The organism is Enterobacter cloacae complex sp. IR53041, assembly GCF_049238285.1.
Lineage (GTDB): Bacteria > Pseudomonadota > Gammaproteobacteria > Enterobacterales > Enterobacteriaceae > Enterobacter > Enterobacter roggenkampii.
In genome coordinates, this window is record NZ_JBMKHB010000010.1 from 70,038 (window position 1) to 93,646 (window position 23,609).

Consider the following 23,609-nt stretch of genomic DNA (forward strand, 5'->3'; position numbering starts at 1 on the left):
AAAGGAGTTAGTCATGGTTAGATTAGAGAAGAACGATCCCTTAATGTTGGCACGCCAGCTACCATTAAAAACGGTTGCCCTGATACTTGCGGGCGGGCGTGGTACCCGTCTGAAAGATTTGACCATCAAGCGCGCCAAGCCGGCCGTTCACTTTGGTGGTAAGTTCCGTATTATCGACTTTGCGCTCTCCAACTGCCTGAACTCGGGCATTCGCCGCATTGGCGTCATCACGCAGTATCAGTCGCACACCCTGGTGCAGCATATTCAGCGCGGCTGGTCATTCTTCAGCGAAGAGATGAACGAATTTGTCGATCTCCTTCCTGCGCAGCAGCGCGTTCACGGCGAGAACTGGTATCGCGGAACGGCGGATGCGGTCACCCAGAACCTCGACATCATTCGTCGCTATAACGCGGAATACATTGTGATCCTCGCCGGGGACCACATTTACAAGCAAGATTACTCCCACATGCTGATCGACCACGTCGAAAAAGGGGCGCGCTGCACCGTGGCGTGTCTGCCTGTGCCCGTTGCTGAAGCGACGGCGTTTGGCGTCATGCACGTGGATGCCGACGACAAAATTATCGACTTCGTTGAAAAACCGGCGAACCCGCCAACCATGCCGGGCGATGACACCAAATCGCTCGCCAGCATGGGGATCTATGTCTTTGACGCAGATTATCTTTATGAGCTGCTGGAAGAAGACGACAAAGACGAAAACTCAAGCCACGACTTCGGTAAAGACATCATTCCGAAAATCACCAAAGCTGGCATGGCGTATGCACATCCTTTCCCGCTGTCCTGCGTGCAGTCCGACCCGAATGCGGAACCGTACTGGCGCGATGTGGGCACGCTGGAAGCGTACTGGAAAGCGAACCTCGATCTGGCATCGGTCACGCCTGAACTGGATATGTACGACCAGAACTGGCCGATTCGTACCCATATGGAGTCGCTGCCGCCAGCCAAATTCGTGCAGGACCGCTCCGGTAGCCACGGTATGACGCTGAACTCGCTGGTGTCCGGCGGGTGCATCATCTCCGGTTCGGTCGTGGTGCAGTCGGTGCTGTTCCCGCGCGTGCGGATAAATTCATTCTGTAATATCGATTCGGCAGTCTTGTTGCCGGACGTCTGGGTAGGGCGCTCGTGTCGTCTGCGTCGTTGCGTGATCGACCGTGCCTGCGTCATCCCTGAAGGGATGGTCATTGGGGAGAATGCGGAAGAAGACGCGCGTCGTTTCTACCGTTCGGAAGAGGGGATCGTGTTAGTCACACGGGAAATGTTGCGGAAGCTGCAAATCAAACAGGAGCGATGATGCAGGTTTTACACGTATGTTCTGAGATGTTCCCGTTATTAAAAACGGGCGGTCTGGCAGATGTGCTTGGCGCATTACCGGCGGCGCAAATCGCCGGAGGCGTGGATACCCGAGTCCTGCTGCCCGCCTTTCCGGATATCCGGCGCGGTATACCTGATGCAAAAGTGGTGACCCGCCGTGAAACGTTTGCCGGACGCATTACCCTGCTGTTTGGACATTACAATGGCGTAGGGATTTACCTGATCGACGCGCCGCATTTATACGATCGCCCGGGCAGCCCGTATCACGATACGAACCTGTTCGCCTACACCGACAACGTGCTGCGCTTTGCGCTGCTCGGCTGGGTTGGAGCAGAAATGGCGACGGGGCTGGATCCGTTCTGGCGTCCGGATGTGGTGCACGCGCACGACTGGCACGCCGGGCTTGCCCCGGCGTATCTCGCCGCGCGCGGCCACCCGGCGAAATCGGTCTTTACCGTGCATAACCTGGCCTATCAGGGGATGTACTACGCCCATCACATGAATGACATCGATCTGCCATGGTCGTTCTTTAACATGCACGGTCTGGAGTTTAACGGGCAGATCTCGTTCCTGAAGGCGGGGCTGTACTACGCCGATCACATCACGGCGGTGAGCCCAACCTACGCGCGTGAGATCACCCAGCCGGCATTTGGCTACGGCATGGAAGGGTTGCTGCAGCAGCGCCACCGCGAAGGCCGCCTGTCGGGCATTCTGAACGGCGTGGATGAACAGATCTGGAGCCCGGAAACCGATCTCCTGCTGGCGGCGCGCTACGGTCGTGATTCCGTGGAAGATAAAGCGGAAAACAAACGCCAGCTGCAGATTGCGATGGGCCTGAAGGTTAACGACAAAGTGCCGCTGTTCGCCGTCGTAAGCCGCCTGACCAGCCAGAAAGGGCTGGATCTGGTGCTGGAGGCGCTGCCCGGTTTACTGGAGCAGGGCGGGCAGCTGGCGCTGCTCGGCGCGGGCGACCCGGTGCTGCAGGAAGGTTTCCTTGCCGCCGCTGCGGAACATCCGGGGCAGGTCGGCGTACAGATTGGTTACCACGAGGCGTTTTCGCACCGCATTATGGGCGGCGCGGACGTCATCCTGGTGCCGAGCCGTTTCGAACCCTGCGGCCTGACGCAGCTTTACGGCCTGAAATACGGCACCCTGCCGCTGGTGCGCCGCACGGGCGGGCTGGCGGATACGGTATCGGATAGCTCGCTGGAAAACCTGGCGGACGGTATCGCCAGCGGGTTTGTCTTTGAGGACAGTAATGCCTGGTCGCTGCTTCGGGCGATTCGGCGTGCTTTCGTCTTGTGGTCCCGTCCATCGCTGTGGCGCTACGTCCAACGCCAGGCGATGTCCATGGACTTTAGCTGGCACGTTGCGGCGCAGTCATACCGCGATCTCTATCAACGCTTGATGTAACGAGGCGAAGTTACTGATATGAACGCTCCATTTAGCTACTCTTCACCCACGCTCAGCGTTGAGGCGTTAAAGCACTCCATCGCCTACAAGCTGATGTTCACCATCGGGAAAGATCCGGTTATTGCCAACAAGCACGAGTGGCTGAACGCCACCCTGTTTGCGGTGCGCGACCGCTTAGTTGAACGCTGGCTGCGCTCAAACCGCGCCCAGCTCTCGCAGGAGACGCGTCAGGTTTACTATCTGTCGATGGAATTTTTGATTGGCCGCACGCTGTCCAATGCGCTGTTGTCGCTCGGTATTTATGACGACGTCAAAACCGCACTGGAAGAGATGGGGTTAGATTTAGAAGAACTGATCGACGAAGAGAACGACCCGGGCCTCGGTAACGGCGGTCTGGGACGTCTTGCCGCCTGCTTCCTCGACTCGCTGGCGACGCTGGCGCTGCCGGGCCGCGGCTACGGTATTCGCTACGATTACGGCATGTTCAAACAGAACATCGTCGACGGGCGTCAGAAAGAGTCCCCGGACTACTGGCTGGAGTACGGCAACCCGTGGGAGTTCAAGCGCCACAACACGCGCTACAAGGTGCGCTTTGGCGGGCGTATTCAGCAGGAAGGAAAAAAATCCCGCTGGGTGGAAACGGAAGAGATCCTGGCCGTGGCCTACGACCAGATCATCCCCGGCTACGACACCGATGCCACCAACACGCTGCGCCTGTGGAGCGCTCAGGCCAGTAGCGAAATTAACCTCGGTAAATTTAACCAGGGTGACTACTTCGCGGCGGTGGAGGATAAAAACCACTCCGAGAACGTATCCCGCGTGCTGTACCCGGATGACTCGACCTACTCAGGCCGCGAGCTGCGCCTGCGTCAGGAGTACTTCCTCGTTTCGGCGACCATTCAGGACATCCTCAGCCGCCACCATCAGCTGCACAAAACCTACGCCAACCTGGCGGAGAAAACCGCGATCCACCTTAATGACACCCACCCGGTGCTCTCTATTCCGGAGCTGATGCGCCTGCTGATCGACGAGCATAAGTTCAGCTGGGACGACGCCTTTGAGGTGACCTGCCAGGTGTTCTCGTACACCAACCACACGCTGATGAGCGAAGCGCTGGAGACGTGGCCGGTGGACATGCTCGGCAAAATCCTGCCGCGCCATCTGCAGATTATCTTTGAGATTAACGACTACTTCCTCAAGACGCTGCAGGAGCAGTATCCAAACGATACCGGCCTGCTGAGCCGCGCGTCTATCATTGATGAGTCGAACGGCCGCCGCGTGCGCATGGCCTGGCTGGCGGTTGTCATCAGCCACAAGGTCAACGGCGTGTCCGAGCTCCACTCGAACCTGATGGTGCAGTCGCTGTTTGCGGACTTCGCGAAGATCTTCCCGACGCGGTTCTGCAACGTGACCAACGGCGTCACCCCGCGCCGCTGGCTGGCGCTGGCCAACCAGCCGCTCTCTGAGGTGCTGGACGAGAATATCGGCCGCACCTGGCGTACCGATTTGAGCCAGCTGAGCGAGCTGGAACAGCATATTGATTTCCCGACGGTGAACAAAGCCGTGCGCGAAGCCAAGCTGCTGAACAAAAAGCGTCTGGCGGTCTGGCTGGCGATGCACCTGAACGTGGTGGCAAACCCGAAAGCGCTATTCGACGTGCAGATCAAACGCATCCACGAATACAAGCGTCAGCTGATGAACGTGCTGCACGTGATCACCCATTACAACCGCATCAAGGCCGACCCGACGGCCGAATGGGTGCCGCGCGTGAAGATCTTCGCCGGTAAGGCGGCGTCGGCCTACTACATGGCGAAGCATATTATTCATCTCATCAACGACGTGGCGAAGGTGGTTAACCAGGATCCGGACATTGGCGACAAGCTGAAGGTGGTGTTCATTCCGAACTACAGCGTCAGCCTGGCGCAGCTGATCATCCCGGCAGCGGATCTCTCTGAGCAGATTTCCACGGCGGGCACAGAAGCGTCCGGCACCAGTAACATGAAGTTTGCCCTTAACGGCGCGCTGACCATCGGCACGCTGGACGGGGCGAACGTCGAGATGCTGGAGCACGTGGGCGAAGAGAATATCTTTATCTTCGGTAATACGACGGAAGAGGTAGAGGCGCTGCGCAGGAAAGGCTACTCGCCGCGTCAATATTACGAAGAGGATGAAGAGTTGCGTCAGGTGCTGACGCAGATTGCAACCGGCGTGTTTAGCCCTGATGAACCGAGCCGCTACCGCGATCTGGTGGATTCGCTGATTAACTTTGGCGATCACTACCAGGTGCTGGCGGATTACCGTAGCTACGTCGACTGTCAGGATAAGGTGGACGAACTGTATCGCCAGCCTGAGAAGTGGACCAGCGCCGCGATGTACAACATCGCCAATATGGGCTATTTCTCGTCAGACAGGACCATCAAGGAGTATGCCGAGACGATCTGGCATATTGATCCGGTGAGGTTGTAAAAACAAAGCCCGGTGGCGCTGCGCTTAGCGGGCCTACGGGATCGAGTAGGCCGGGTAAGGCGGAGCCGCCACCCGGCTTTTTTGTATTAGGACGCCAGCGACAGCTCACGTTTCGCCGCATGTTGCAGCAACCACTGCGCCACGCGAGACTGCTGTTCGGCGTTGAGCCACATCCCTTCTTTGGTACGGCGCCAGATAGCATCATCCAGACGACGCACCCACTCGTGCTCAACCAGATAACGCAGCTCGGCTTCGTACAGCTCGTGGCCGAAATGCTCGCCCAGATCGGCAATCTCTTTTGCATCACCCAGGATCAGCTCGGTATTGCTGCCGTAGGTGCGGGCATAGTGGCGCGCCATCCCTTCAGTGATGAACGGGAAGCGACGGCGCAGCTTCGCGGCGTAATCATCGCGGTTATCGCCGATATCACCGCCGGGCAGTACCGCGCCTTTGGTCCATGCCGGGCCAATGCCTTTATAGTACGGCGCCAGTTTTTCCAGCGCGTGCTCGGCCAGCTTGCGGTAGGTGGTGAGCTTGCCGCCAAACACGGACAGCAGCGGCGCCTGGCCGTCTACGTCGTGAATATCGAGCGTATAGTCGCGGGTAATGGCCTGCGGTGAGTCAGACTCGTCATCGCACAGCGGACGCACGCCGGAGTAGGTCCAGACCACGTCGTCGCGCGACAGCTGTTTCTTAAAGTGCGCGTTATACACTTTAAGCAGGTAGTTCACTTCGCTCTCGTCGATCTCGACGTTCTTCGGATCGCCTTTGTACTCCACGTCGGTGGTGCCGATGATGGAGAACTCGTCCATCCACGGGATCACAAACACGATGCGCTTGTCTTCGTTCTGCAGGATGTAAGCCTGCTTCTGGGTATGCACGCGCGGCACCACAATGTGGCTGCCCTTGATCAGGCGGATGCCGTACGGCGAAGGCAGATGCATGCCGTCGTCAAAGAACTGCTTCACCCACGGGCCGGTGGCGTTCACCAGGCCGCGCGCTTTCCAGCTGAACTTCTCGCCGGTATCGATATCTTCCGCCTCGACAATCCACAGGCCGTTTTCACGACGGGCAGCGGTCGCGCGGGTGCGGGTTTTCACCTCGCCGCCTTTCTTCTCAACCATCTGCGCGTTCGCCAGCACCAGGCGGGCATCATCCACCCAGCAGTCGGAATATTCGAATCCGCGCACGATTTCCGGCTTAAGGACCGATTCTGAGCCAAAACGCAACCCTTTCGAACCCGGGAGGCTGGTGCGTTTACCCAGATGATCGTACATAAACAGACCAATTCGGATCATCCACGCCGGACGCAGATGCGGGCGATGGGGCAGGCGGAAGCGCATCGGAATCGCCAGATGCGGGGCCATTTTCAGCAGCACTTCACGTTCGGCCAGCGCTTCGCTGACCAGGCGGAATTCGTAGTGTTCCAGGTAGCGCAGGCCACCGTGAATCAGTTTGGAGCTGGCGGACGACGTCGCGCAGGCGAGATCGTTAGCTTCCAGCATCAGTACGGATAAACCGCGTCCTGCGGCATCGACCGCAATACCGGCACCGTTGATGCCACCGCCTATCACAATCAGATCTTTGGTTTCCATAACACCCTCATGCACTTTCGTTAAAGCTCAGAAATGTTCGATATCGCTCATAATAGCAAAGGAACGCGCTTTTGGTAACATCAAAAAAACAATTTAGAGTGATATGGATAACATAATGGCGTTTACCCGCCGCCAGGACGTACACTACGGGGTAAAATCTTGTCGTTGACCACTGTTAAGAGAACACCATGGATCAGTTTGAATGTATTAACGTAGAAGAAGCCCACCAGAAGATGCACCAGGGAAAAGCGGTGCTGGTGGACATCCGCGATCCGCAGAGTTTTGCGATGGGCCATACGCCGGGCGCGTTTCATCTTACCAACGACACGCTGGGCGCGTTTATGCGCGATAACGACTTCGACACGCCGGTGATGGTCATGTGCTACCACGGCAACAGCAGCAAAGGCGCGGCGCAGTATCTGCTTCAGCAGGGTTACGACGCGGTTTACAGCGTCGACGGCGGTTTCGATGCCTGGCATCGTCATTTCCCGGCGGAAGTGGAATACGCGTTTGAGCGCTGATCCCGCTATACTGTCCCCTTTTGTGTGGAAATAAGCGACCGCTGCCCATGTTGATGATCACCTCTTTTACCAACCCGCGCGTCGCCCAGGCGTTTGTCGACTATATGGCGACGCAGGGCGTTATTCTTACTATTCAGCAACATACGCAAACCGACGTCTGGCTGGCCGATGAGAGCCAGGCCGGGCGGGTAAACGAGGAGCTGGCGCGTTTTCTTGAGAACCCTGGCGACCCGCGCTATCTCGCGGCCAGCTGGCAATCCGGCCAGACCGGCAGCGGATTGCAATACAGCCGCTTTCCCTTCCTTGCCACCCTTCGCGAGCGCGCGGGCCCGTTTACGCTGCTGCTGATGGCGGCCTGCATCATCGTCTTTATTATCATGAACGTGGTCGGCGACCAGAGCGTGATGATTGCCCTGGCGTGGCCCTATGATCCGTCGCTTGAATTTGACGTCTGGCGCTACTTTAGCCACGCGCTGATGCACTTCTCGGTGATGCATATCCTCTTTAACCTGCTCTGGTGGTGGTATCTCGGCGGTGCCGTTGAAAAGCGTCTGGGCAGCGGCAAGCTGATCGTTATCACCATCATCAGCGCGCTGTTGAGCGGCTACGTACAGCACAAATTCAGCGGGCCGTGGTTTGGCGGGCTGTCGGGTGTCGTCTATGCCCTGATGGGCTACGTCTGGCTTCGCGGGGAGCGCGATCCGCAAAGCGGCATCTATCTGCAACGCGGATTGATAACCTTTGCGTTAATATGGCTAATTGCCGGATGGTTTGATCTGTTTGGTATGTCTATCGCCAACGGTGCGCACGTCGCCGGGCTGGCCGTGGGGCTGGCGATGGCCTTTGCCGACACGCTCCATGCGCGAAAACGAACATAATTCTCAGGGATAATTGATGAAACAAACACAACGTCATGACGCCATTATCGAACTGGTAAAAAAACAGGGATACGTCAGCACCGAAGAGCTGGTGGAGCAGTTTGCCGTCAGCCCACAAACCATCCGTCGTGACCTGAACGACCTGGCCGATCAGAACCGCATCCTTCGCCACCACGGCGGCGCGGCGCTGCCGTCCAGCTCGGTCAACACCTCCTGGCACGACCGAAAAGCGACGCAGACGGCGGAGAAAGAGCGCATTGCCCGCAAGGTCGCCAGCCAGATCCCGAACGGGGCGACGCTGTTTATTGATATCGGCACCACGCCGGAAGCGGTCGCCCATGCGCTGCTGGATCACGAGAACCTGCGCGTGGTCACCAACAACCTGAACGTCGCCAATACCCTGATGCAAAAAGACGATTTCCGCATCATCCTCGCGGGCGGCGAGCTGCGCAGCCGCGACGGCGGGATTATCGGTGAAGCGACCCTCGACTTTATCTCTCAGTTCCGCCTCGACTTCGGCATTCTGGGCATCAGCGGCATCGACAGCGACGGTTCGCTGCTGGAGTTTGATTACCACGAGGTGCGCACCAAGCGCGCGATCATTGAAAACTCACGCCACGTGATGCTGGTGGTGGATCACTCGAAGTTTGGCCGTAACGCGATGGTGAACATGGGCAGCATCAGCATGGTGGATGCGGTCTATACCGACGTGATGCCGCCGGCGGGCGTGATGCAGGTAATTAAAGATAATAATTTGCAGCTGGAACTGTGCTAACGGTTGTGTCGGGTGGCGCTGCGCTTACCCGACCTACAAATTGTTTTCCCTCTCCCTGTGGGAGAGGGCATCAGACCGCACAAAACTAAACGCCGTACCCCATCATCTTCAACAGCTGCTGCGCATGCTGTACCGCATCCTGACGATGCGCCACGCCCAGCTTCTGGTACAGGTTGCGGATATGCGTTTTGATGGTGGTCGCCGCCACCGCCAGCTCGCCGGCAATCTGCTCGTTGCTGTAGCCTGAATAGATCAGCCCCAGAACCTGCCATTCGCGCTGGGTGAGCGGGCTGGTGCGGATAAGCTCCGGCACTTCCGGGTGGTTTAGCAGACGTTCAACGAAGTTCTCATCGAAATGCGCGAACTTGTGCCGATGATGCTGGTTAATCTCGCGCAGAATACGCTGGGCGCGATGCTGATCCAGCTCCGGCAGCGTGTTGAGCTGAATAAGCTGGCGCAGCTGCTGCGCCATCACCTCCCCTTCAATCACAAAGTGGCTGATAAACCCGGTGCGGTTTGCCAGCTGTAGCGCCTCCAGCAGCACGCGCTGGGCATCGTTTTTACGGCCCGCCTGCCAGTAGAGCTGATTTTGCAGCAGCAGGTTGCGGTTCAGGTCGCTCATCAGGCGCAGGCTGCGCGCGTTCTCGTTCAGCTCCTCCAGCACAATCTCAGCGGGCTCTAATTCACCGAGCAGGATCTGCGCGCGGGCAATGTTACGCCACTGGCTCTGCAGGAAGTGGTTGTTGGCAAATTCCGGTTTTGGCGTCTGACGCAGCCAGTTGGCGGCGGATTTTTTATCGCCGGTCATCTGCCAGTAAATCACCCGGACCTTGTCGGCGTTTGACACCCAGTCGCTATGATACTGGCCGTTGCCGAGCAGGTTTTCCAGGCGGTTAAGATGGTTGCGGGCGTTATCGAGATCGCCGCGCGCCAGCGAGCACTGCACCAGCAGCGCCAGGCACTGCAGCTGCTGCTGAGGCTGGAAACTGGAAAGGACGTCCACACCCTGGCGGGCGCAGCTTTCTGCTTCATCCAGACGCGACCATGCCCACAGTAATTGAGCGCGAATACGCAGCAGGAACTCGTGCATCGGCAGCTGTTCCAGATGCTGCTCGCGAATCAGCTGGAACGCTTTCTCCTGGTTTTCCCAGGCGGCCTGCAGGAACCCCTGCGCGAATAAAATCTCGCTCTGCTGGATCAGGCTCCACAGCGCGTAGTGCCAGACATCATGACGACGCGCCATCTGTTCGGTTTGCTGCATCAGTGAAAGCGAGCGCGTGAGATCGCCTTTGCAGTGCAGCACTTCGCCGTGTACGGAGGTCGCCACGATGCGGCTGTAGAAGTTGGCCAGCGGCAGTTCATCCAGCGCGACCATCGCCAGCCGTTCCGCTTCGTCCGGATCGCCGTCGTTAATGGCCACCTGAGCGCGCAGCGCGTTGAACTCGCCGTGCAGGGTGGTATCCATCTCGCTTTCCATCTCCTGCTCGGCGCGCGCCAGCAGGGTGTTCACTTCGCTGTAGCGATGCTGGCTCTGCATCAGCCAGGCCTGCAGCAGCACCAGACGCGGATTCTCCAGCAGGCTTTCCCACGGCAGGGCTTTGAGTGACTCTTCCAGCAGGGTCAGCTCGCTGTGGTTAAACAGGCCCCACGCGTGATTGAGGAGGATATCGCGCAGCATACTGGCGTCACCGGCGGCCAGCGCATGGTGGATGGCCTCGCTCGGGAAGCCCTGTGCCATCCAGCTTTCGGCAGCGGCGCGGTGGATCTCCGGCAGTTCAACCGCCAGCTCCCACTGACAGCGCTGGCGCAGGAAGCTACCAAACAGCGGATGATAGCTAAACCACTCGCCGGGATCGTCCATGCGCGTCAGGAAAAGGCCCTGACGTTCAATCTCTTCGAGCTGAAGCTGACCGTTTTCACAGCCCGTTACCCGCACGATCAGCGCATCGTTCATGGAGCGCAGCAGCGAGCTTTTCAGCAGGAAATTACGCGTCGAGGGATCGACGCTGTCCAGCACCTCATCCACCAGATAATCAGAGAGGTGGCTGGCGTTGATGCCTGCCAGACGGCGCGCTGACTGGTGCGCCGGGCTGTTGTTTTGCCGGGCAGAGAGGGCAATCAGCTGCAGCGCCGTGGCCCAGCCTGCGACGTCATCACACAGACGGCTGCTTTCGGCGGCCTCAATCGGTGAGTTCAGGCGGCAGTCGAAGAACTGTTTCGCTTCCTGGTGGGTAAAAGCAAGCTGTTGGCTACCCACTTCCAGAAGCTGATCGCGCACGCGCAGGTTGGCAATACCCAACTGCGGCAGGTTGCGTGACAGCACCACTAACGTCAGGTTTTCCGGCTGATGGCGCAGGAAGAAACGCATCGATTCATGAATCACCGGGTTAGTGATGAGATGGTAATCATCAATCACCACGTAAAGCGGGCGATGCCATTCAGCCAGTTCGATAAACAGCTGAGAGAAAAGGGAGGACAGGCTGGCGTACTGGCGCTTTTGCACCATCACCTCACTGGCGACGCAGTGTCCATGGGTGGCTTGCTGTATGGCGGCAATCAGATAGCTGGCAAAACGTTCTTGCTGGTTATCGCCCTCATCAAGGGAGTACCAGCCAAGATCGCTCTTACCTGCGGCCCATTGCGAGATGAGCGTTGTTTTTCCATAACCTGCAGGGCTCGTAACCAGCGCCAGTCGGAAATTATGCGCGCCGGAAAGTTTAGCCAACAGACGCTCGCGGACCACTGTATGGTCAAGACGAACCGGGCGACTTAATTTAGACGGAATCAACATAGGTTTCACTTCACTGTGGGGAACGAGAGATTTTATTTTTTTTGCGCTTCGTAATTAATACGATATAAGGTCGGTCAGAAAGAGAACTATTGCAAGTTATGTCTGGATTTGGTGGCTCTGAATTTGCACTCTGTCACAAAACATTCAGGCAGATGATGGAACTTTCTGGAAAGGGCTTTAATGTCGCGTCAATGCTGGCTTGTATGGTTGTGCTGCGGCTGCGCTGAAACTGGTTTCAGGAAGGGATAGTGACGTCAAATTTAATAAAGTGTGGGTAAAGTTCAGTGAGAATAATACCTTTCCTGGTCATGACATCCTGTTGCAAAAATATTATTCCAGGTAAGTAATTATTTCGGCAGGGTTTAATTTCATCCGAAACTGCATTTCATTTCTTTGACATTCTCCTCGGTTACTTTTTTATCTTCCGGGCACACTCGAACTATGCTCTGAGAGTGGCCTTGATCACACTTTTCTGCTCATCCCCGCTACTCCTCCCTGTCTAATCCCCTACGGGAGGAGGAAGAGGTGAAATGAGCCAGGCACACTAGCGCCAACTTGTGTTTTCTTTCTAAAGGATGCCGATCCCCTATGTCACAGCCTACCTTCAACAAAGCTCAATTCCAGGCTGCCCTGACGCGTCAGTGGCAGCGTTTTGGCCTTCATGCTGCAAACGAGATGACGCCTCACCAGTGGTGGCAGGCAGTGAGCGGTGCGCTCGCAGAGCAGCTGGATGCTCAACCTCTGGCAAAACCGGCAAACGGGCAGCGCCATGTAAACTACATTTCAATGGAGTTCCTGATTGGCCGTCTGACGGGCAACAACCTGTTGAACCTCGGCTGGTATCAGGAGGTTGGTGACGTTCTTAAAGAACACGACATTAACCTGACCGATCTGCTGGAAGAAGAGATTGACCCGGCGCTGGGCAACGGTGGCCTGGGTCGTCTGGCGGCCTGTTTCCTGGATTCCATGGCGACCGTCGGCCAGTCGGCGATTGGTTACGGTCTGAACTACCAGTACGGCCTGTTCCGTCAGTCCTTCGCTGACGGCCATCAGATGGAAGCGCCGGACGACTGGCATCGCAATACCTACCCGTGGTTCCGTCATAACGCGCAGCTGGACGTGCAGGTTGGCATTGGCGGGAAAGTGACGAAGCAAGGCCTCTGGGAACCTGCGTTCACCATTACCGGCGAAGCCTGGGATCTGCCGGTGCTTGGCTACCGTAACGGCGTGGCGCAGCCGCTGCGTCTGTGGCAGGCGAAGCACGCCCATCCGTTTAACCTGACCAAATTTAACGACGGCGATTTCCTGCGTGCCGAGCAGCAGGGCATCGACGCCGAGAAGCTGACCAAAGTTCTCTACCCGAACGACAACCACCTGGCCGGTAAAAAGCTGCGCCTGATGCAGCAGTACTTCCAGTGCGCCTGCTCCGTGGCGGACATTCTGCGTCGCCATCACCTGGGGGGCCGCAAGCTGGCGCAGCTGCCGGACTTCGAAGTGATTCAGCTCAACGACACGCACCCGACCATTGCCATCCCGGAACTGCTGCGCGTGCTGATTGACGAGCATCAGCTGAGCTGGGACGACGCCTGGTCCATCACCAGCCGTACCTTTGCCTACACCAACCACACCCTGATGCCGGAAGCGCTCGAGTGCTGGGATGAGAAGCTGGTGAAAGCGCTGCTGCCGCGCCACATGCAGATCATCAACAAGATTAACGACCAGTTTAAAACCCTGGTGGATAAAACCTGGCCGGGCAACAAAGCGGTCTGGGCGAAGCTGGCGGTGGTTCACGATAAGCAGGTACGCATGGCGAACATGTGCGTAGTGAGCGGCTTTGCGGTGAACGGCGTGGCGGCGCTGCACTCGGATCTGGTGGTTAAAGATCTGTTCCCGGAATACCACCAGCTGTGGCCGACCAAATTCCATAACGTGACCAACGGCATTACGCCGCGTCGCTGGATCAAGCAGTGCAACCCGCTGCTAGCGGGCCTGCTGGACAAGACCCTGAAGAAAGAGTGGGCCAACGATCTGGACCAGCTCATCAACCTGGAAAAATACGCTGACGACGCGAAATTCCGCGAACAGTACCGCGCGATTAAGCTGGAGAACAAAGTTCGCCTGGCGGCGTTCGTGAAAGCGCGCACCGGGATTGAGATCAACCCAAATGCGATTTTCGATATCCAGATCAAACGCCTGCACGAGTACAAACGTCAGCACCTGAACCTGCTGCACATTCTGGCGCTGTATAAAGAGATCCGCGAGAACCCGCAGGCTGACCGCGTGCCGCGCGTGTTCCTGTTCGGCGCGAAAGCGGCGCCGGGCTACTATCTGGCGAAAAACATTATCCTCGCCATCAATAAAGTGGCGGAGGCGATCAACAGCGATCCGAACGTGGGCGACAAGCTGAAGGTGGTTTTCCTGCCGGATTACTGCGTCTCGGCGGCTGAAATGCTGATCCCGGCGGCGGATATCTCCGAGCAGATCTCAACCGCAGGAAAAGAAGCCTCCGGTACCGGCAATATGAAGCTGGCGCTGAACGGCGCGCTGACCGTCGGCACGCTGGACGGGGCGAACGTCGAAATCGCCGAGAAGGTGGGCGAAGAGAATATCTTTATCTTCGGTCATACCGTGGAAGAGGTGAAAGCCATCAAGGCCAAAGGCTACGACCCGGTGAAATGGCGTAAGAAAGACAAAGTGCTGGACGCGGTGCTGAAGGAGCTGGAGAGCGGCAAATACAGCGACGGCGACAAGCACGCGTTTGACCAGATGCTGCACAGCATGGACAAACACGGCGGTGACCCGTATCTGGTGATGGCGGACTTCACGGCCTACGTTGAAGCGCAAAAACAGGTCGACGTGCTGTATCGCGACCAGGAAGCGTGGACCCGGGCGTGCATCCTGAACACCGCCCGCTGCGGCATGTTCAGCTCTGACCGCTCAATCCGTGATTATCAGGCCCGTATCTGGCAGGCAAAACGCTAAGGAAGCGCGATGGAGAGTAAACGTCTGGACAGTGCCGCGCAGGCGGCGGGAATTAGCCTCAGTTACATTAATGCTCACGGCAAACCACAGTCTATTGGCGCCGACACCAAAAGACGTTTGCTGGATGCCATGCACAAAACCGACGCGAAAGCGTCGGTTGCGCCGGTGCCGAACGTGAAGGTATTCACCGCAGGTAAAAAGATGCCGCTCGCGGTGGAAGGGCGCGGCGAGTTTAGCTGGCTGCTCACGACCGAAGAGGGGCATCAGCACAAAGGCCACGCCACCGGCGGCAAAACCCTTAACCTTCCGGCGAAGCTGCCGGAGGGCTACCACACCCTGACGCTCACCCAGGACGATCGGCGTTTCCACTGCCGGGTGATCGTCGCGCCAAAACGCTGCTACGAGCCGCAGGCGCTGCTCGAAGGGAAAAAGCTGTGGGGCGCCTGCGTGCAGCTCTATACGCTGCGCTCCGACAGCAACTGGGGGATCGGTGATTTTGGCGATCTGAAGAACATGCTGGCATCCGTGGGCGAGCGCGGCGGCGCGTTTATCGGCCTCAACCCGATCCACGCCCTCTATCCGGCCAACCCGGAGAGCGCCAGCCCGTACAGCCCGTCCTCCCGTCGCTGGCTGAACGTGATTTATATCGACGTTAACGCCTTAGATGACTTCAAAAACAGCCAGGAGGCGCAGGCCTGGTGGAAACTCAGTACCACGCAGCAGGCGCTGAAGCAGGCGCGCGAAGCCGACTGGGTGGACTATTCCACCGTCACGGCGCTGAAAATGGCCGCGCTGCGTCTGGCGTGGAAAGGCTTTTCGCAGCGCGATGACGAGCAGATGGCGGCGTTCCGCCAGTTCGTGACGCAGGAGGGCGAGAGCCTGTACTGGCAGGCGGCGTTCGATGCGCTGCACGCGTATCATGTGAAAGAGGACGAAATGCGCTGGGGCTGGCCGGTCTGGCCTGAAGCGTATCAATCCGTCGACACGCCGGAAGTGAAAGCGTTCTGTAAAAAATATGCTGATGAAGTGGACTTCTACCTGTGGCTGCAGTGGCTGGCGTACAGCCAGTTTGCCGCCTGCTGGCAGGTGAGCCAGGGCTACAAGATGCCGATTGGCCTGTATCGTGACCTGGCCGTCGGCGTGGCGGAAGGCGGTGCGGAAACCTGGTGTGACCGCGAGCTTTACTGTCTGAAAGCCTCCGTCGGCGCGCCGCCGGATATCCTTGGCCCGCTCGGCCAGAACTGGGGCTTGCCGCCGATGGATCCGCACGTGATGGCGGCGCGCGCCTACGAGCCGTTTATCGACCTGCTGCGCGCCAACATGCAGAACTGCGGGGCGCTGCGTATCGACCACGTGATGTCCGTGCTGCGCCTGTGGTGGATCCCGTACGGTGAAACGGCGGATCACGGGGCATACGTGCAGTATCCGGTTGACGATCTGCTGTCGATCCTGGCCCTGGAAAGCAAGCGTCACCAGTGCATGGTGATCGGTGAAGATCTCGGTACCGTGCCGGTGGAGATTGTCAGCAAGCTCCGCGACAGCGGCGTCTACTCCTATAAAGTGCTCTATTTTGAAAACGACCATGAGAAAACCTTCCGCGCGCCGCAAGCGTACCCTGAACAGTCAATGGCAGTCGCGACGACGCATGACCTTCCTACGCTTCGTGGCTATTGGGAAAGCGGCGATCTGACCCTTGGCAAAACGCTGGGCCTGTATCCTGACGAAGAGGTGTTACGCGGTCTTTATCAGGATCGCGAGCTCTCCAAGCAGGGGCTGCTGGATGCGCTGCATAAGCATGGCTGTCTGCCGAAGCGCGCCGGGCATAAAGCGTCGCTGATGGCGATGACTGCGACACTCAACCGCGGTTTGCAGCGCTATATTGCCGACAGCAATAGCGCCCTGCTGGGCCTGCAGCCGGAAGACTGGATTGATATGGCGGAGCCGGTGAACATTCCGGGTACCAGCTATCAGTACAAGAACTGGCGTCGCAAGCTGTCCACCACGCTTGAGGCGATGTTTGCCGATGACGGGGTGAACAGGCTGATCAAGGATTTGGATAAGCGGCGAAAAGCTGCTGGTAAGAAGTAATAAAAAACCCGCCAGTGGCGGGTTTTTTAATATCAGGCAGTGCTCATGTAGGTCGGGTAAGGCGTAGCCGCCACCCGACTTAGGGCATCAGACCACCATATTCAGCAGCAGCACCCCGACCAGACCGCACACCGAAATAATGGTTTCCAGCGCGGACCAGGACTTGATGGTTTCACCGATCGTCAGGTTGAAGTACTCCTTGAACAGCCAGAAGCCCGGATCGTTTACGTGAGAGAAAATCACGCTACCGGAACCGACGGCGATAACCATCAGCTCAGGGCTCACGCCCGTGGTGGCAATCAGCGGCGCAACGATGCCGCCTGCGGTGATCGCTGCAACGGTCGCAGAACCCAGCGCAATACGCAGAACCGCGGCAATAGACCAGGCCATCAGGAGCGGCGACACGTTGGTTTCATGCATCATAGCAGCGATGTATTTGTCCACGCCGCTGTCAACCAGAACCTGTTTGAACGCACCGCCACCGCCGATGATCAGCAGCATCATGGCAATGATTTTGATGGAAGAGGTCAGCGTGTCGTTGATCTGATCCATGGAGCGGCCGCGGTTCAGACCGAAAGTGAACATCGCGATCAGCACGGCAATCAGCGTTGCCATCACCGGGTCACCCAGGAATTCTGCAACGGACAGGAACGCATGACCTTTTGGCAGAACCATCTCTGCCACGGCGCGCATCGCCATCAGGATCACCGGTACCAGAGAGGTCCAGACGCTGACGCCAAAGCCAGGCATCTCTTCTTCGGTGAAGGTTTTGGCGCTGTACAGACCTTCCGGAATCGGCTTATCAATGCCTTTCAGGAAGCGGGCATAAACCGGGCCTGCCAGAATCACCGTTGGGATCGCCAGAATCGTACCGAACAGCAGGGTTTTACCCATGTCGGCGTGGAAGATGGTCGCGATAGCGGTTGGGCCCGGGTGCGGCGGCAGGAAGCCGTGGGTCACGGACAGCGCCGCGGCCATTGGCACACCGACATACAGCAGCGGGATGCTCGCGGCAGCCGCAATGGTGAACACCAGCGGCAGCATCAGCACGAAGCCCACTTCATAGAACAGCGCGAAACCAACGGTAAAGCCGGTTAACACCACTGCCCACTGAATGTTCTTCTTACCAAATTTGTCGATAAGCGTGGTGGCAATACGCTGCGCGCCACCGCAGTCCGCCAGCATTTTACCGAGCATGGCGCCGAAGCCCATGATCAGCGCCAGGCTGCCGAGCGTGCCGCCGACACCGGCTTTAATCGAGCTGATAACTTTAACCAGCGGCATCCCCTGCATCAGACCGACTGCAAGCGCCACCAGAACCAGAGCGATAAATCCGTTCATTTTGAAGCGGATCATCAAGAGCAGTAATAACACAACACCGATAGCAACGATGACTAATGGCATGATTTACCTGGCCTTTGAATTGTTATGGGTAACGTCATTGTTTCAACGACAAATTCCGGTTGTCCCAACTGGGAACAGAGAAGTAACGGCACTAATACTGATGCCTTTTAAACGATTAAGTTTAGTCGGCTGTTATGAGTGTGCTTAGTGCCCATGAGAATGATACGGGTAACATGGCGTGATTGAGAATCACCCTGGAAGGCAAAATGTGAATTATGAGACGCAGGTCAACATATAGAGGGGAGCGAAGAGGGGGAGCAGGGTTTTGTAGGCCCGGTAAGCGCAGCGCCACCGGGCAATACAGACGGGCAATGAATCAGTAGTAAGAGTGCTCGCCGCGCTGGTGTTCGGTCAGGTCACGCACGCCTTTCAGTTCCGGGAACTCGTTCAGCAGCTGCTTCTCGATCCCTTCTTTCAGGGTGACATCGACCATTGAACAGCCGTTACAGCCGCCGCCAAACTGCAGAATGGCAAAACCTTCGTCGGTGATTTCCATTAGGGAAACACGACCGCCATGGCCAGCCAGCTGCGGGTTAATCTGGGATTGCAGCAGATACTCAACGCGTTCCATCAGCGGAGCATCGTCAGACACATTACGCATTTTCGCGTTCGGCGCTTTCAGGGTCAGCTGAGAACCCAGCTGATCGGTGACGAAGTCGATCTCCGCATCTTCAAGATACGGTGCGCTCAGCTCATCAACATAGGCGGTGAGCTGTTCAAATTTAAGGGCAGTGTCGGTGGCTTCCACGGCGTCCGGAGGACAATAAGAAACACCACATTCTGCATTCGGCGTGCCTGGATTGATCACAAACACACGGATCTGCGTCCCTTCTTCCTGATTTGCCAGCAGTTTGGCAAAGTGCGCTTGTGCAGAATCGGAAATACGGATCATAGCTTTGGCCTAATAGTTGACTAAATTACCTGGGTATAATCATACGCCCATTGAAGAAGGGCTACAAGGTACGGCACAGACACCATACCTGAACCGACGCGGCGCCGCTTTGCAAAAGCAGTCGGGAAAGTTCAGCAACGGTACTGCCTGTGGTGACGACATCATCCACAATCGCGATATGGAGACCGTCGACCGGCAATTCAAGGCGAAAGGCATTTTTGAGGTTTCTTTTGCGAAGCCGGGCGCTGAGCTGATGCTGGATGGCGGTGGCATGAACACGCGTCAGCGCGCGGGCATCATACTGACAGCCAAGCCACCGGGCGAGGGGACGGCAGATCAGGTCGCTCTGATTGTAACCGCGTCGCCAGTGGCGGCGTCGGTAGAGGGGAACATTCACCAACCTGTCGATTTTCGGCAATGCGCGGTGGCGCCGCGCCTGCAAAACCGCCAGCAGTAGCAGTCGCGCAAGGGGCTGTGCCAGGGAACTTTGACCGGAAAACTTCAGCGCGTGAATCAGCCTGCTCAGCGGCGGAACATAATCATCCACCGCCACCAGCGCGCTCCACGGCGGGGATTTTTTCAGGCACCGGCCACAGGGCAAAGAGGGATTTGTGGCCGGTAAACCACATTGTGGACAGCTCCCGATACGCCATTGCAGCGATCGCGTACAGACGGAGCAGATGCCCCACCTGCTGAGTGCCAGCGGCATTCGGCATAGCCAGCACAACCCAGGTACTGTTAGCATGTGCAACCTCCATGTGAAAAAGAGAACAGTAACTGATGAAGACGCTGTGGTGGCAGACCGTCGGAACGGGAAATTGCCATCTTGTGCTGCTGCACGGATGGGGACTGAATGCTGAGGTGTGGCGTTGCGTAAGCGAGGAACTTGCCTCGCAATTTACGCTGCATCTGGTGGATTTGCCGGGTTATGGCCGCAGCCGCGGCTTTGGCGCGATGTCGCTTGATGAGATGGCGCAGCAGGTTCTGGACGCCGCGCCGCAAAACGCTGTCTGGCTGGGCTGGAGCCTGGGCGGGCTGGTGGCAAGCAAGATTGCGCTGGATAACCCCGGGCGCGTGAGCGCGCTGGTTACCGTTGCCTCGTCACCCTGCTTTAGCGCGCAGGACGCGTGGCCGGGGATCAAACCTGAAGTGCTGGCAGGATTCCAGCAGCAGCTAAGCGACGATTTCCAGCGGACGGTGGAGCGTTTTCTCGCGCTGCAGACGATGGGTACAGAAACCGCGCGTCAGGACGCGCGCACGCTGAAGCAGACCGTGCTGTCGCTGCCGATGCCTGACGTTGAGGTGCTTAACGGGGGGCTTGAGATACTCAAGACGATCGATCTGCGTGAACCGCTGGCGTCGCTGGCGCTTCCGCACCTGCGCATCTACGGCTACCTTGACGGGCTGGTGCCGCGTAAGGTGGTTCCACTGCTGGATAACCTGTGGCCGGAAAGCCAATCAATGGTGGTCGCTAAAGCGGCACACGCGCCATTTATCTCACATCCTGGCGAGTTTTGTTCGGCGCTGTCCGCCTTTATTCGCGCAGTGCCCACCACTCCCTGAGGCAGGCTTTTCCTTCCGGGCAATGTTTACAGCTGCCGGACAGACAACCGTCCGGCTCTTCCTGAATGCGCACCGCTTTCCCCATGGCTTCCAGTCTTTCCAGCATGGCGTCGATCATCGGCTGCGGCGTATGCAGGCTGAGGCTCAGCTGTTTCGCCTCCATTCGCCCCTGCAGCGCCAGCAGATCACGAATCTGAATCAACGATGCCATGGGGTGTGCTCCTTAGTGACAGTCGCCTGCCGGGCTGTTGCAGCAGGTCGCCGCGGTTTTACGGTTTGCCAGCAGGTCGATGTCGACGCGGCTGCGTGCCCGCCGCAGCAGGCCGAGAACGATCATGTTAAACAGCACAACCGCGAGAATGCAGACCAGGCTGTAGCGCGGGTGCTGGCTGAAATTGACGGTTTGATAAAACAGCGTCGCCAGCGAATACGCGATGTTTAATCCCCAGAGGATGGAGAAGCCCATCCAGCCGCGGCTGGACTCGCGGGCAATCGCCCCCATCACGGAGATGCATGGAATATAGAGCAGAACGAAGATGAGGTAGCTGTAGGCCGCGGACGCGCTGCCAAACTTCTCGCCCATCACGCCCATGGCACCGGTCGCCATCTCGCCGTCGCCTTTGCTCGCCTCAATCGGGTTCGCCAGCACGCTCAGGCTGAAGGTGTCCTTCAGGCTCTGCCAGGTTTCCTCTACGGCACCCAGCAGTTCGTCACCGAGGTGAAACTCCGCCGGGTTAAATTCCTGCTCCTGAATGTTCTCGGCGGTGTAGAGCGTGTTCAGGGTACCGACAACCACCTCTTTTGCCATCGCGCCGGTAAACAGCCCGACGGTTGCCTGCCAGTTATCCTCATGCACGCCAATCGGTTTGAAGACCGGCGTGATGACGCGGCTGACGGAGGCGAGGGCAGAGTCGTTAATGTTATCCGCTGCCTGTCCACTCAGGGTAAAGCTGTTCAGGGCGCTCAGGAAAACGCTGACGATGACAATCACCTTACCGGCGCGCAGGACGAAGCCTTTCAGGCGCTGCCAGGTCTGGATCGCCAGGCTTTTCAGATGGGGGACGTGGTACACCGGCAGCTCCATCACGAACGGTGACGCTTCACCGCGCATGATGGTGTGTTTCAGCATTAAGCCGGTCAGGATCGCCATCACGATGCCCAGCACGTACAGCGAGAAGACCGCCAGCGCGCCCTGCTGGCCAAAGAAGGCTGCCGCAAAGACGGCAAAGATCGCCAGTCGGGCACCGCAGGACATAAACGGCGCCATCATGATGGTCATCAGACGCTCGCGCGGTGCATCCAGCGTGCGTGCGCCCATCACCGACGGCACGTTACAGCCGAAGCCGACGATCAGCGGGACGAAGGATTTGCCCGGCAGGCCCAGCGCCTGCATCAGACGATCCATCACGAACGCCGCGCGCGCCATGTAGCCGGAATCTTCCAGGAACGAGAGGAACAGGTACATCATGCCGATCTGCGGCACCAGCGGCAGAACGGTATTGATACCGCCGCCGATCCCCTGCGCGAGGAAGATGGTGAGCCATTCCGGGAAGTGCAGGGTGTAGCCCACCCACTGAATGCCGTGCACGAAGACCGCGACGGAACCGGCGTCAAAAATCGGCTGCAGCGCGCCACCGATGTTAATGGCGAGCAGGAACATCACGTACATCACCAGCAGGAAGATGGGCAAACCGAGGAAGCGGTTGAGCACAATCTTATCCACCGCCGCCGTAAAGCGGCTGGGTTCCGCCGTCAGCGCGTTACTGACCACGTCGCAGATCGAGGCGATAGCCTGGTAACGGGCATCGGCGATGTGCAGCGCCGGGTCGTCAAGCTCGTCGCTAAGACGGGCCACCGTCACGTCCAGCTTATCGGCCGCATGACCGGCATAAGCGCGGCTGTAAATATCCCCTTCCAGCATCTGCAGGCCAAGCCACAGGCGCTGTTTCGCAGGCATGGCTTTGTCCATCTCCTGCGCCAGCACGTTGGCTTCGCGCAGGAGAGGCTGGGCGTAATGCACCAGCTCAACGTCGCGATTTCCCGCGTGACGGTCAATGGCCAGCTTCAGCGCATCAATACCGCGCGCGCGCGTCGAGACCAGCGGAACGACCGGGCACCCGAGGCGCGCGGAGAGGGCATCAACGTCGATGCGTAGCTTTTGTTTCTCTGCGATGTCGAGCATGTTGAGCGCCACGATGCAGGGGATACCCAGCTCCAGCAGCTGCAGCGTCAGATAGAGGTTACGCTCGAGGTTCGAGGCATCGACCACGTTGATCAGCAGATCCGCATCGCCGCCAAGAATGTAGTGACAGGCGATTTGCTCATCGAGCGAAGTTTGCGACGAAATGGTGGTTAAGGAGTAGGTGCCGGGAAGGTCAACCAGCGTCACCTGGTTGTCTGTCGTCGTGAACTGGCCCTCTTTACGTTCAACCGTTACGCCCGCCCAGTTGCCCACGCGCTGGCGAGCCCCGGTCAGCTGGTTAAAAAGCGTAGTCTTGCCGGAATTAGGATTGCCAATTAAGCCAATAGTTAACTTTTTCATTTTTCTGGACTCACTGAAACCGCTGGCTTGTTATCGGGATAAGGCTTCGACTTCTATTAACGCGAGGTCTTTTTTACGCAGGACCAGATTCACGCGTCGGGTTTCGATATGAACCGGATCGCCTAACGGCGCCACGCGTACGACCTGGAATGACGAGCCGGGCAGCATGCCAAGCGACAGCAGCTTTTGCCGATAGGCCGGGCTAATTTCGCGGGTAAAACCGGTAATCTTCCATGCACTGTCTGGAGTGAATTGCATAACGCCTGATTCCACGAAAGGTTAAATTATCTACTATGCGATGATAATGAGAATAGTTTTTATCAGCAATATTAAAACTGTGACGGAATGTTGTTTACGGTATTAATTTACG

The 23,609-nt window shown here is 57.8% G+C and carries 17 protein-coding genes; 9 read left to right on the forward strand and 8 right to left on the reverse strand.

Annotation, left to right across the window (positions count from 1 at the left end):
- The first annotated feature begins 13 nt into the window (after nt 1-13).
- The 3 genes from glgC to glgP are packed head-to-tail and all read left to right on the forward strand — an operon-like array spanning nt 14 to nt 5,208.
- Nucleotides 14-1,309 carry a glucose-1-phosphate adenylyltransferase gene (glgC, locus tag ACOTXF_RS09605; RefSeq protein WP_008503066.1) on the forward strand — a complete coding sequence of 432 codons (1,296 nt, stop codon included), beginning with the start codon at nt 14-16 and terminating at the stop codon, nt 1,307-1,309.
- A complete protein-coding gene (gene glgA / locus ACOTXF_RS09610) occupies nt 1,309-2,742 on the forward strand; it encodes a glycogen synthase GlgA (protein WP_008503065.1) in 1,434 nt (477 codons plus the stop codon). The genes glgC and glgA overlap by 1 nt, the downstream gene beginning before the upstream one ends.
- A gap of 18 nt (nt 2,743-2,760) precedes the next feature.
- Complete coding sequence (gene glgP, locus ACOTXF_RS09615) at nt 2,761-5,208, forward strand: glycogen phosphorylase (protein WP_008503064.1); 2,448 nt, start codon at nt 2,761-2,763, stop codon at nt 5,206-5,208.
- Nucleotides 5,209-5,294: 86 nt separating this feature from the next.
- On the opposite strand, the gene glpD is transcribed toward glgP, so the two are convergent.
- A complete protein-coding gene (gene glpD / locus ACOTXF_RS09620; RefSeq protein ID WP_021242183.1) occupies nt 5,295-6,803 on the reverse strand; it encodes a glycerol-3-phosphate dehydrogenase in 1,509 nt (502 codons plus the stop codon).
- A 188-nt stretch (nt 6,804-6,991) separates the two neighbouring features.
- Between glpD and glpE the strand changes: the two genes are divergently transcribed.
- The 3 genes from glpE to ACOTXF_RS09635 are packed head-to-tail and all read left to right on the forward strand — an operon-like array spanning nt 6,992 to nt 8,977.
- The gene (gene glpE, locus ACOTXF_RS09625; RefSeq protein ID WP_008503062.1) at nt 6,992-7,324 is read left to right on the forward strand and encodes a thiosulfate sulfurtransferase GlpE; all 333 of its coding nucleotides are present in this window, start codon (nt 6,992-6,994) and stop codon (nt 7,322-7,324) included.
- A 47-nt stretch (nt 7,325-7,371) separates the two neighbouring features.
- Nucleotides 7,372-8,202: a rhomboid family intramembrane serine protease GlpG gene (gene glpG / locus ACOTXF_RS09630; RefSeq protein ID WP_023294729.1), complete on the forward strand. Its 831-nt coding sequence runs from the start codon at nt 7,372-7,374 to the stop codon at nt 8,200-8,202.
- A gap of 16 nt (nt 8,203-8,218) precedes the next feature.
- On the forward strand, nt 8,219-8,977 hold the full coding sequence (locus ACOTXF_RS09635) for a DeoR/GlpR family transcriptional regulator (RefSeq protein ID WP_008503060.1): 759 nt from the start codon (nt 8,219-8,221) through the stop codon (nt 8,975-8,977).
- Nucleotides 8,978-9,062: 85 nt separating this feature from the next.
- Here the strand turns inward: ACOTXF_RS09635 and malT are convergent, their stop codons facing one another.
- On the reverse strand, nt 9,063-11,768 hold the full coding sequence (gene malT, locus ACOTXF_RS09640) for an HTH-type transcriptional regulator MalT (RefSeq protein WP_008503059.1): 2,706 nt from the start codon (nt 11,766-11,768) through the stop codon (nt 9,063-9,065).
- Between the two features lie 588 nt (nt 11,769-12,356).
- Here malT and malP point away from each other — a divergent pair.
- Both malP and malQ read left to right on the forward strand, forming a co-directional pair.
- Nucleotides 12,357-14,750 (forward strand): maltodextrin phosphorylase, encoded by a 2,394-nt coding sequence (gene malP / locus ACOTXF_RS09645; protein ID WP_047745231.1) that lies wholly within the window; start codon nt 12,357-12,359, stop codon nt 14,748-14,750.
- A gap of 9 nt (nt 14,751-14,759) precedes the next feature.
- Nucleotides 14,760-16,838 (forward strand): 4-alpha-glucanotransferase, encoded by a 2,079-nt coding sequence (gene malQ, locus ACOTXF_RS09650; RefSeq protein WP_048963239.1) that lies wholly within the window; start codon nt 14,760-14,762, stop codon nt 16,836-16,838.
- Between the two features lie 87 nt (nt 16,839-16,925).
- Here malQ and gntT read toward each other — a convergent pair whose 3' ends face one another.
- The 3 genes from gntT to gntX form a co-directional block, all read right to left on the reverse strand.
- On the reverse strand, nt 16,926-18,242 hold the full coding sequence (gene gntT / locus ACOTXF_RS09655) for a gluconate transporter (RefSeq protein ID WP_013099097.1): 1,317 nt from the start codon (nt 18,240-18,242) through the stop codon (nt 16,926-16,928).
- Nucleotides 18,243-18,558: 316 nt separating this feature from the next.
- The gene (gene nfuA, locus ACOTXF_RS09660) at nt 18,559-19,134 is read right to left on the reverse strand and encodes a Fe-S biogenesis protein NfuA (RefSeq protein ID WP_048963240.1); all 576 of its coding nucleotides are present in this window, start codon (nt 19,132-19,134) and stop codon (nt 18,559-18,561) included.
- Nucleotides 19,135-19,195: 61 nt separating this feature from the next.
- On the reverse strand, nt 19,196-19,879 hold the full coding sequence (gene gntX / locus ACOTXF_RS09665; RefSeq protein ID WP_021242187.1) for a DNA utilization protein GntX: 684 nt from the start codon (nt 19,877-19,879) through the stop codon (nt 19,196-19,198).
- A 35-nt stretch (nt 19,880-19,914) separates the two neighbouring features.
- On the opposite strand from gntX, the gene bioH reads away from it, so the two are divergent.
- A complete protein-coding gene (bioH, locus tag ACOTXF_RS09670; protein ID WP_047745235.1) occupies nt 19,915-20,697 on the forward strand; it encodes a pimeloyl-ACP methyl ester esterase BioH in 783 nt (260 codons plus the stop codon).
- On the opposite strand, the gene feoC is transcribed toward bioH, so the two are convergent.
- From feoC to feoA, 3 genes are read right to left on the reverse strand one after another with little or no spacing between them, the layout of a single operon-like run.
- Nucleotides 20,669-20,908 carry a [Fe-S]-dependent transcriptional repressor FeoC gene (gene feoC / locus ACOTXF_RS09675; RefSeq protein WP_021242188.1) on the reverse strand — a complete coding sequence of 80 codons (240 nt, stop codon included), beginning with the start codon at nt 20,906-20,908 and terminating at the stop codon, nt 20,669-20,671. The two genes, bioH and feoC, sit on opposite strands and share 29 nt — an antisense overlap.
- Nucleotides 20,909-20,920: 12 nt before the next feature.
- Nucleotides 20,921-23,239: a Fe(2+) transporter permease subunit FeoB gene (gene feoB, locus ACOTXF_RS09680; RefSeq protein ID WP_232927089.1), complete on the reverse strand. Its 2,319-nt coding sequence runs from the start codon at nt 23,237-23,239 to the stop codon at nt 20,921-20,923.
- Nucleotides 23,240-23,269: 30 nt separating this feature from the next.
- A complete protein-coding gene (gene feoA / locus ACOTXF_RS09685; protein WP_008503050.1) occupies nt 23,270-23,497 on the reverse strand; it encodes a ferrous iron transporter A in 228 nt (75 codons plus the stop codon).
- Between the last annotated feature and the right edge of the window lie 112 nt (nt 23,498-23,609).

What these genes read in the sequence shown, in the direction of transcription:
- glgC (WP_008503066.1), top strand. Translation starts at nt 14, where the DNA reads ATGGTTAGATTAGAGAAGAACGATCCCTTAATGTTGGCACGCCAGCTA.
- glgA (WP_008503065.1), top strand. Translation starts at nt 1,309, where the DNA reads ATGCAGGTTTTACACGTATGTTCTGAGATGTTCCCGTTATTAAAAACG.
- glgP (WP_008503064.1), top strand. Translation starts at nt 2,761, where the DNA reads ATGAACGCTCCATTTAGCTACTCTTCACCCACGCTCAGCGTTGAGGCG.
- glpD (WP_021242183.1), bottom strand. Translation starts at nt 6,803, where the DNA reads ATGGAAACCAAAGATCTGATTGTGATAGGCGGTGGCATCAACGGTGCC.
- glpE (WP_008503062.1), top strand. Translation starts at nt 6,992, where the DNA reads ATGGATCAGTTTGAATGTATTAACGTAGAAGAAGCCCACCAGAAGATG.
- glpG (WP_023294729.1), top strand. Translation starts at nt 7,372, where the DNA reads ATGTTGATGATCACCTCTTTTACCAACCCGCGCGTCGCCCAGGCGTTT.
- ACOTXF_RS09635 (WP_008503060.1), top strand. Translation starts at nt 8,219, where the DNA reads ATGAAACAAACACAACGTCATGACGCCATTATCGAACTGGTAAAAAAA.
- malT (WP_008503059.1), bottom strand. Translation starts at nt 11,768, where the DNA reads ATGTTGATTCCGTCTAAATTAAGTCGCCCGGTTCGTCTTGACCATACA.
- malP (WP_047745231.1), top strand. Translation starts at nt 12,357, where the DNA reads ATGTCACAGCCTACCTTCAACAAAGCTCAATTCCAGGCTGCCCTGACG.
- malQ (WP_048963239.1), top strand. Translation starts at nt 14,760, where the DNA reads ATGGAGAGTAAACGTCTGGACAGTGCCGCGCAGGCGGCGGGAATTAGC.
- gntT (WP_013099097.1), bottom strand. Translation starts at nt 18,242, where the DNA reads ATGCCATTAGTCATCGTTGCTATCGGTGTTGTGTTATTACTGCTCTTG.
- nfuA (WP_048963240.1), bottom strand. Translation starts at nt 19,134, where the DNA reads ATGATCCGTATTTCCGATTCTGCACAAGCGCACTTTGCCAAACTGCTG.
- gntX (WP_021242187.1), bottom strand. Translation starts at nt 19,879, where the DNA reads ATGCTAACAGTACCTGGGTTGTGCTGGCTATGCCGAATGCCGCTGGCA.
- bioH (WP_047745235.1), top strand. Translation starts at nt 19,915, where the DNA reads ATGAAGACGCTGTGGTGGCAGACCGTCGGAACGGGAAATTGCCATCTT.
- feoC (WP_021242188.1), bottom strand. Translation starts at nt 20,908, where the DNA reads ATGGCATCGTTGATTCAGATTCGTGATCTGCTGGCGCTGCAGGGGCGA.
- feoB (WP_232927089.1), bottom strand. Translation starts at nt 23,239, where the DNA reads ATGAAAAAGTTAACTATTGGCTTAATTGGCAATCCTAATTCCGGCAAG.
- feoA (WP_008503050.1), bottom strand. Translation starts at nt 23,497, where the DNA reads ATGCAATTCACTCCAGACAGTGCATGGAAGATTACCGGTTTTACCCGC.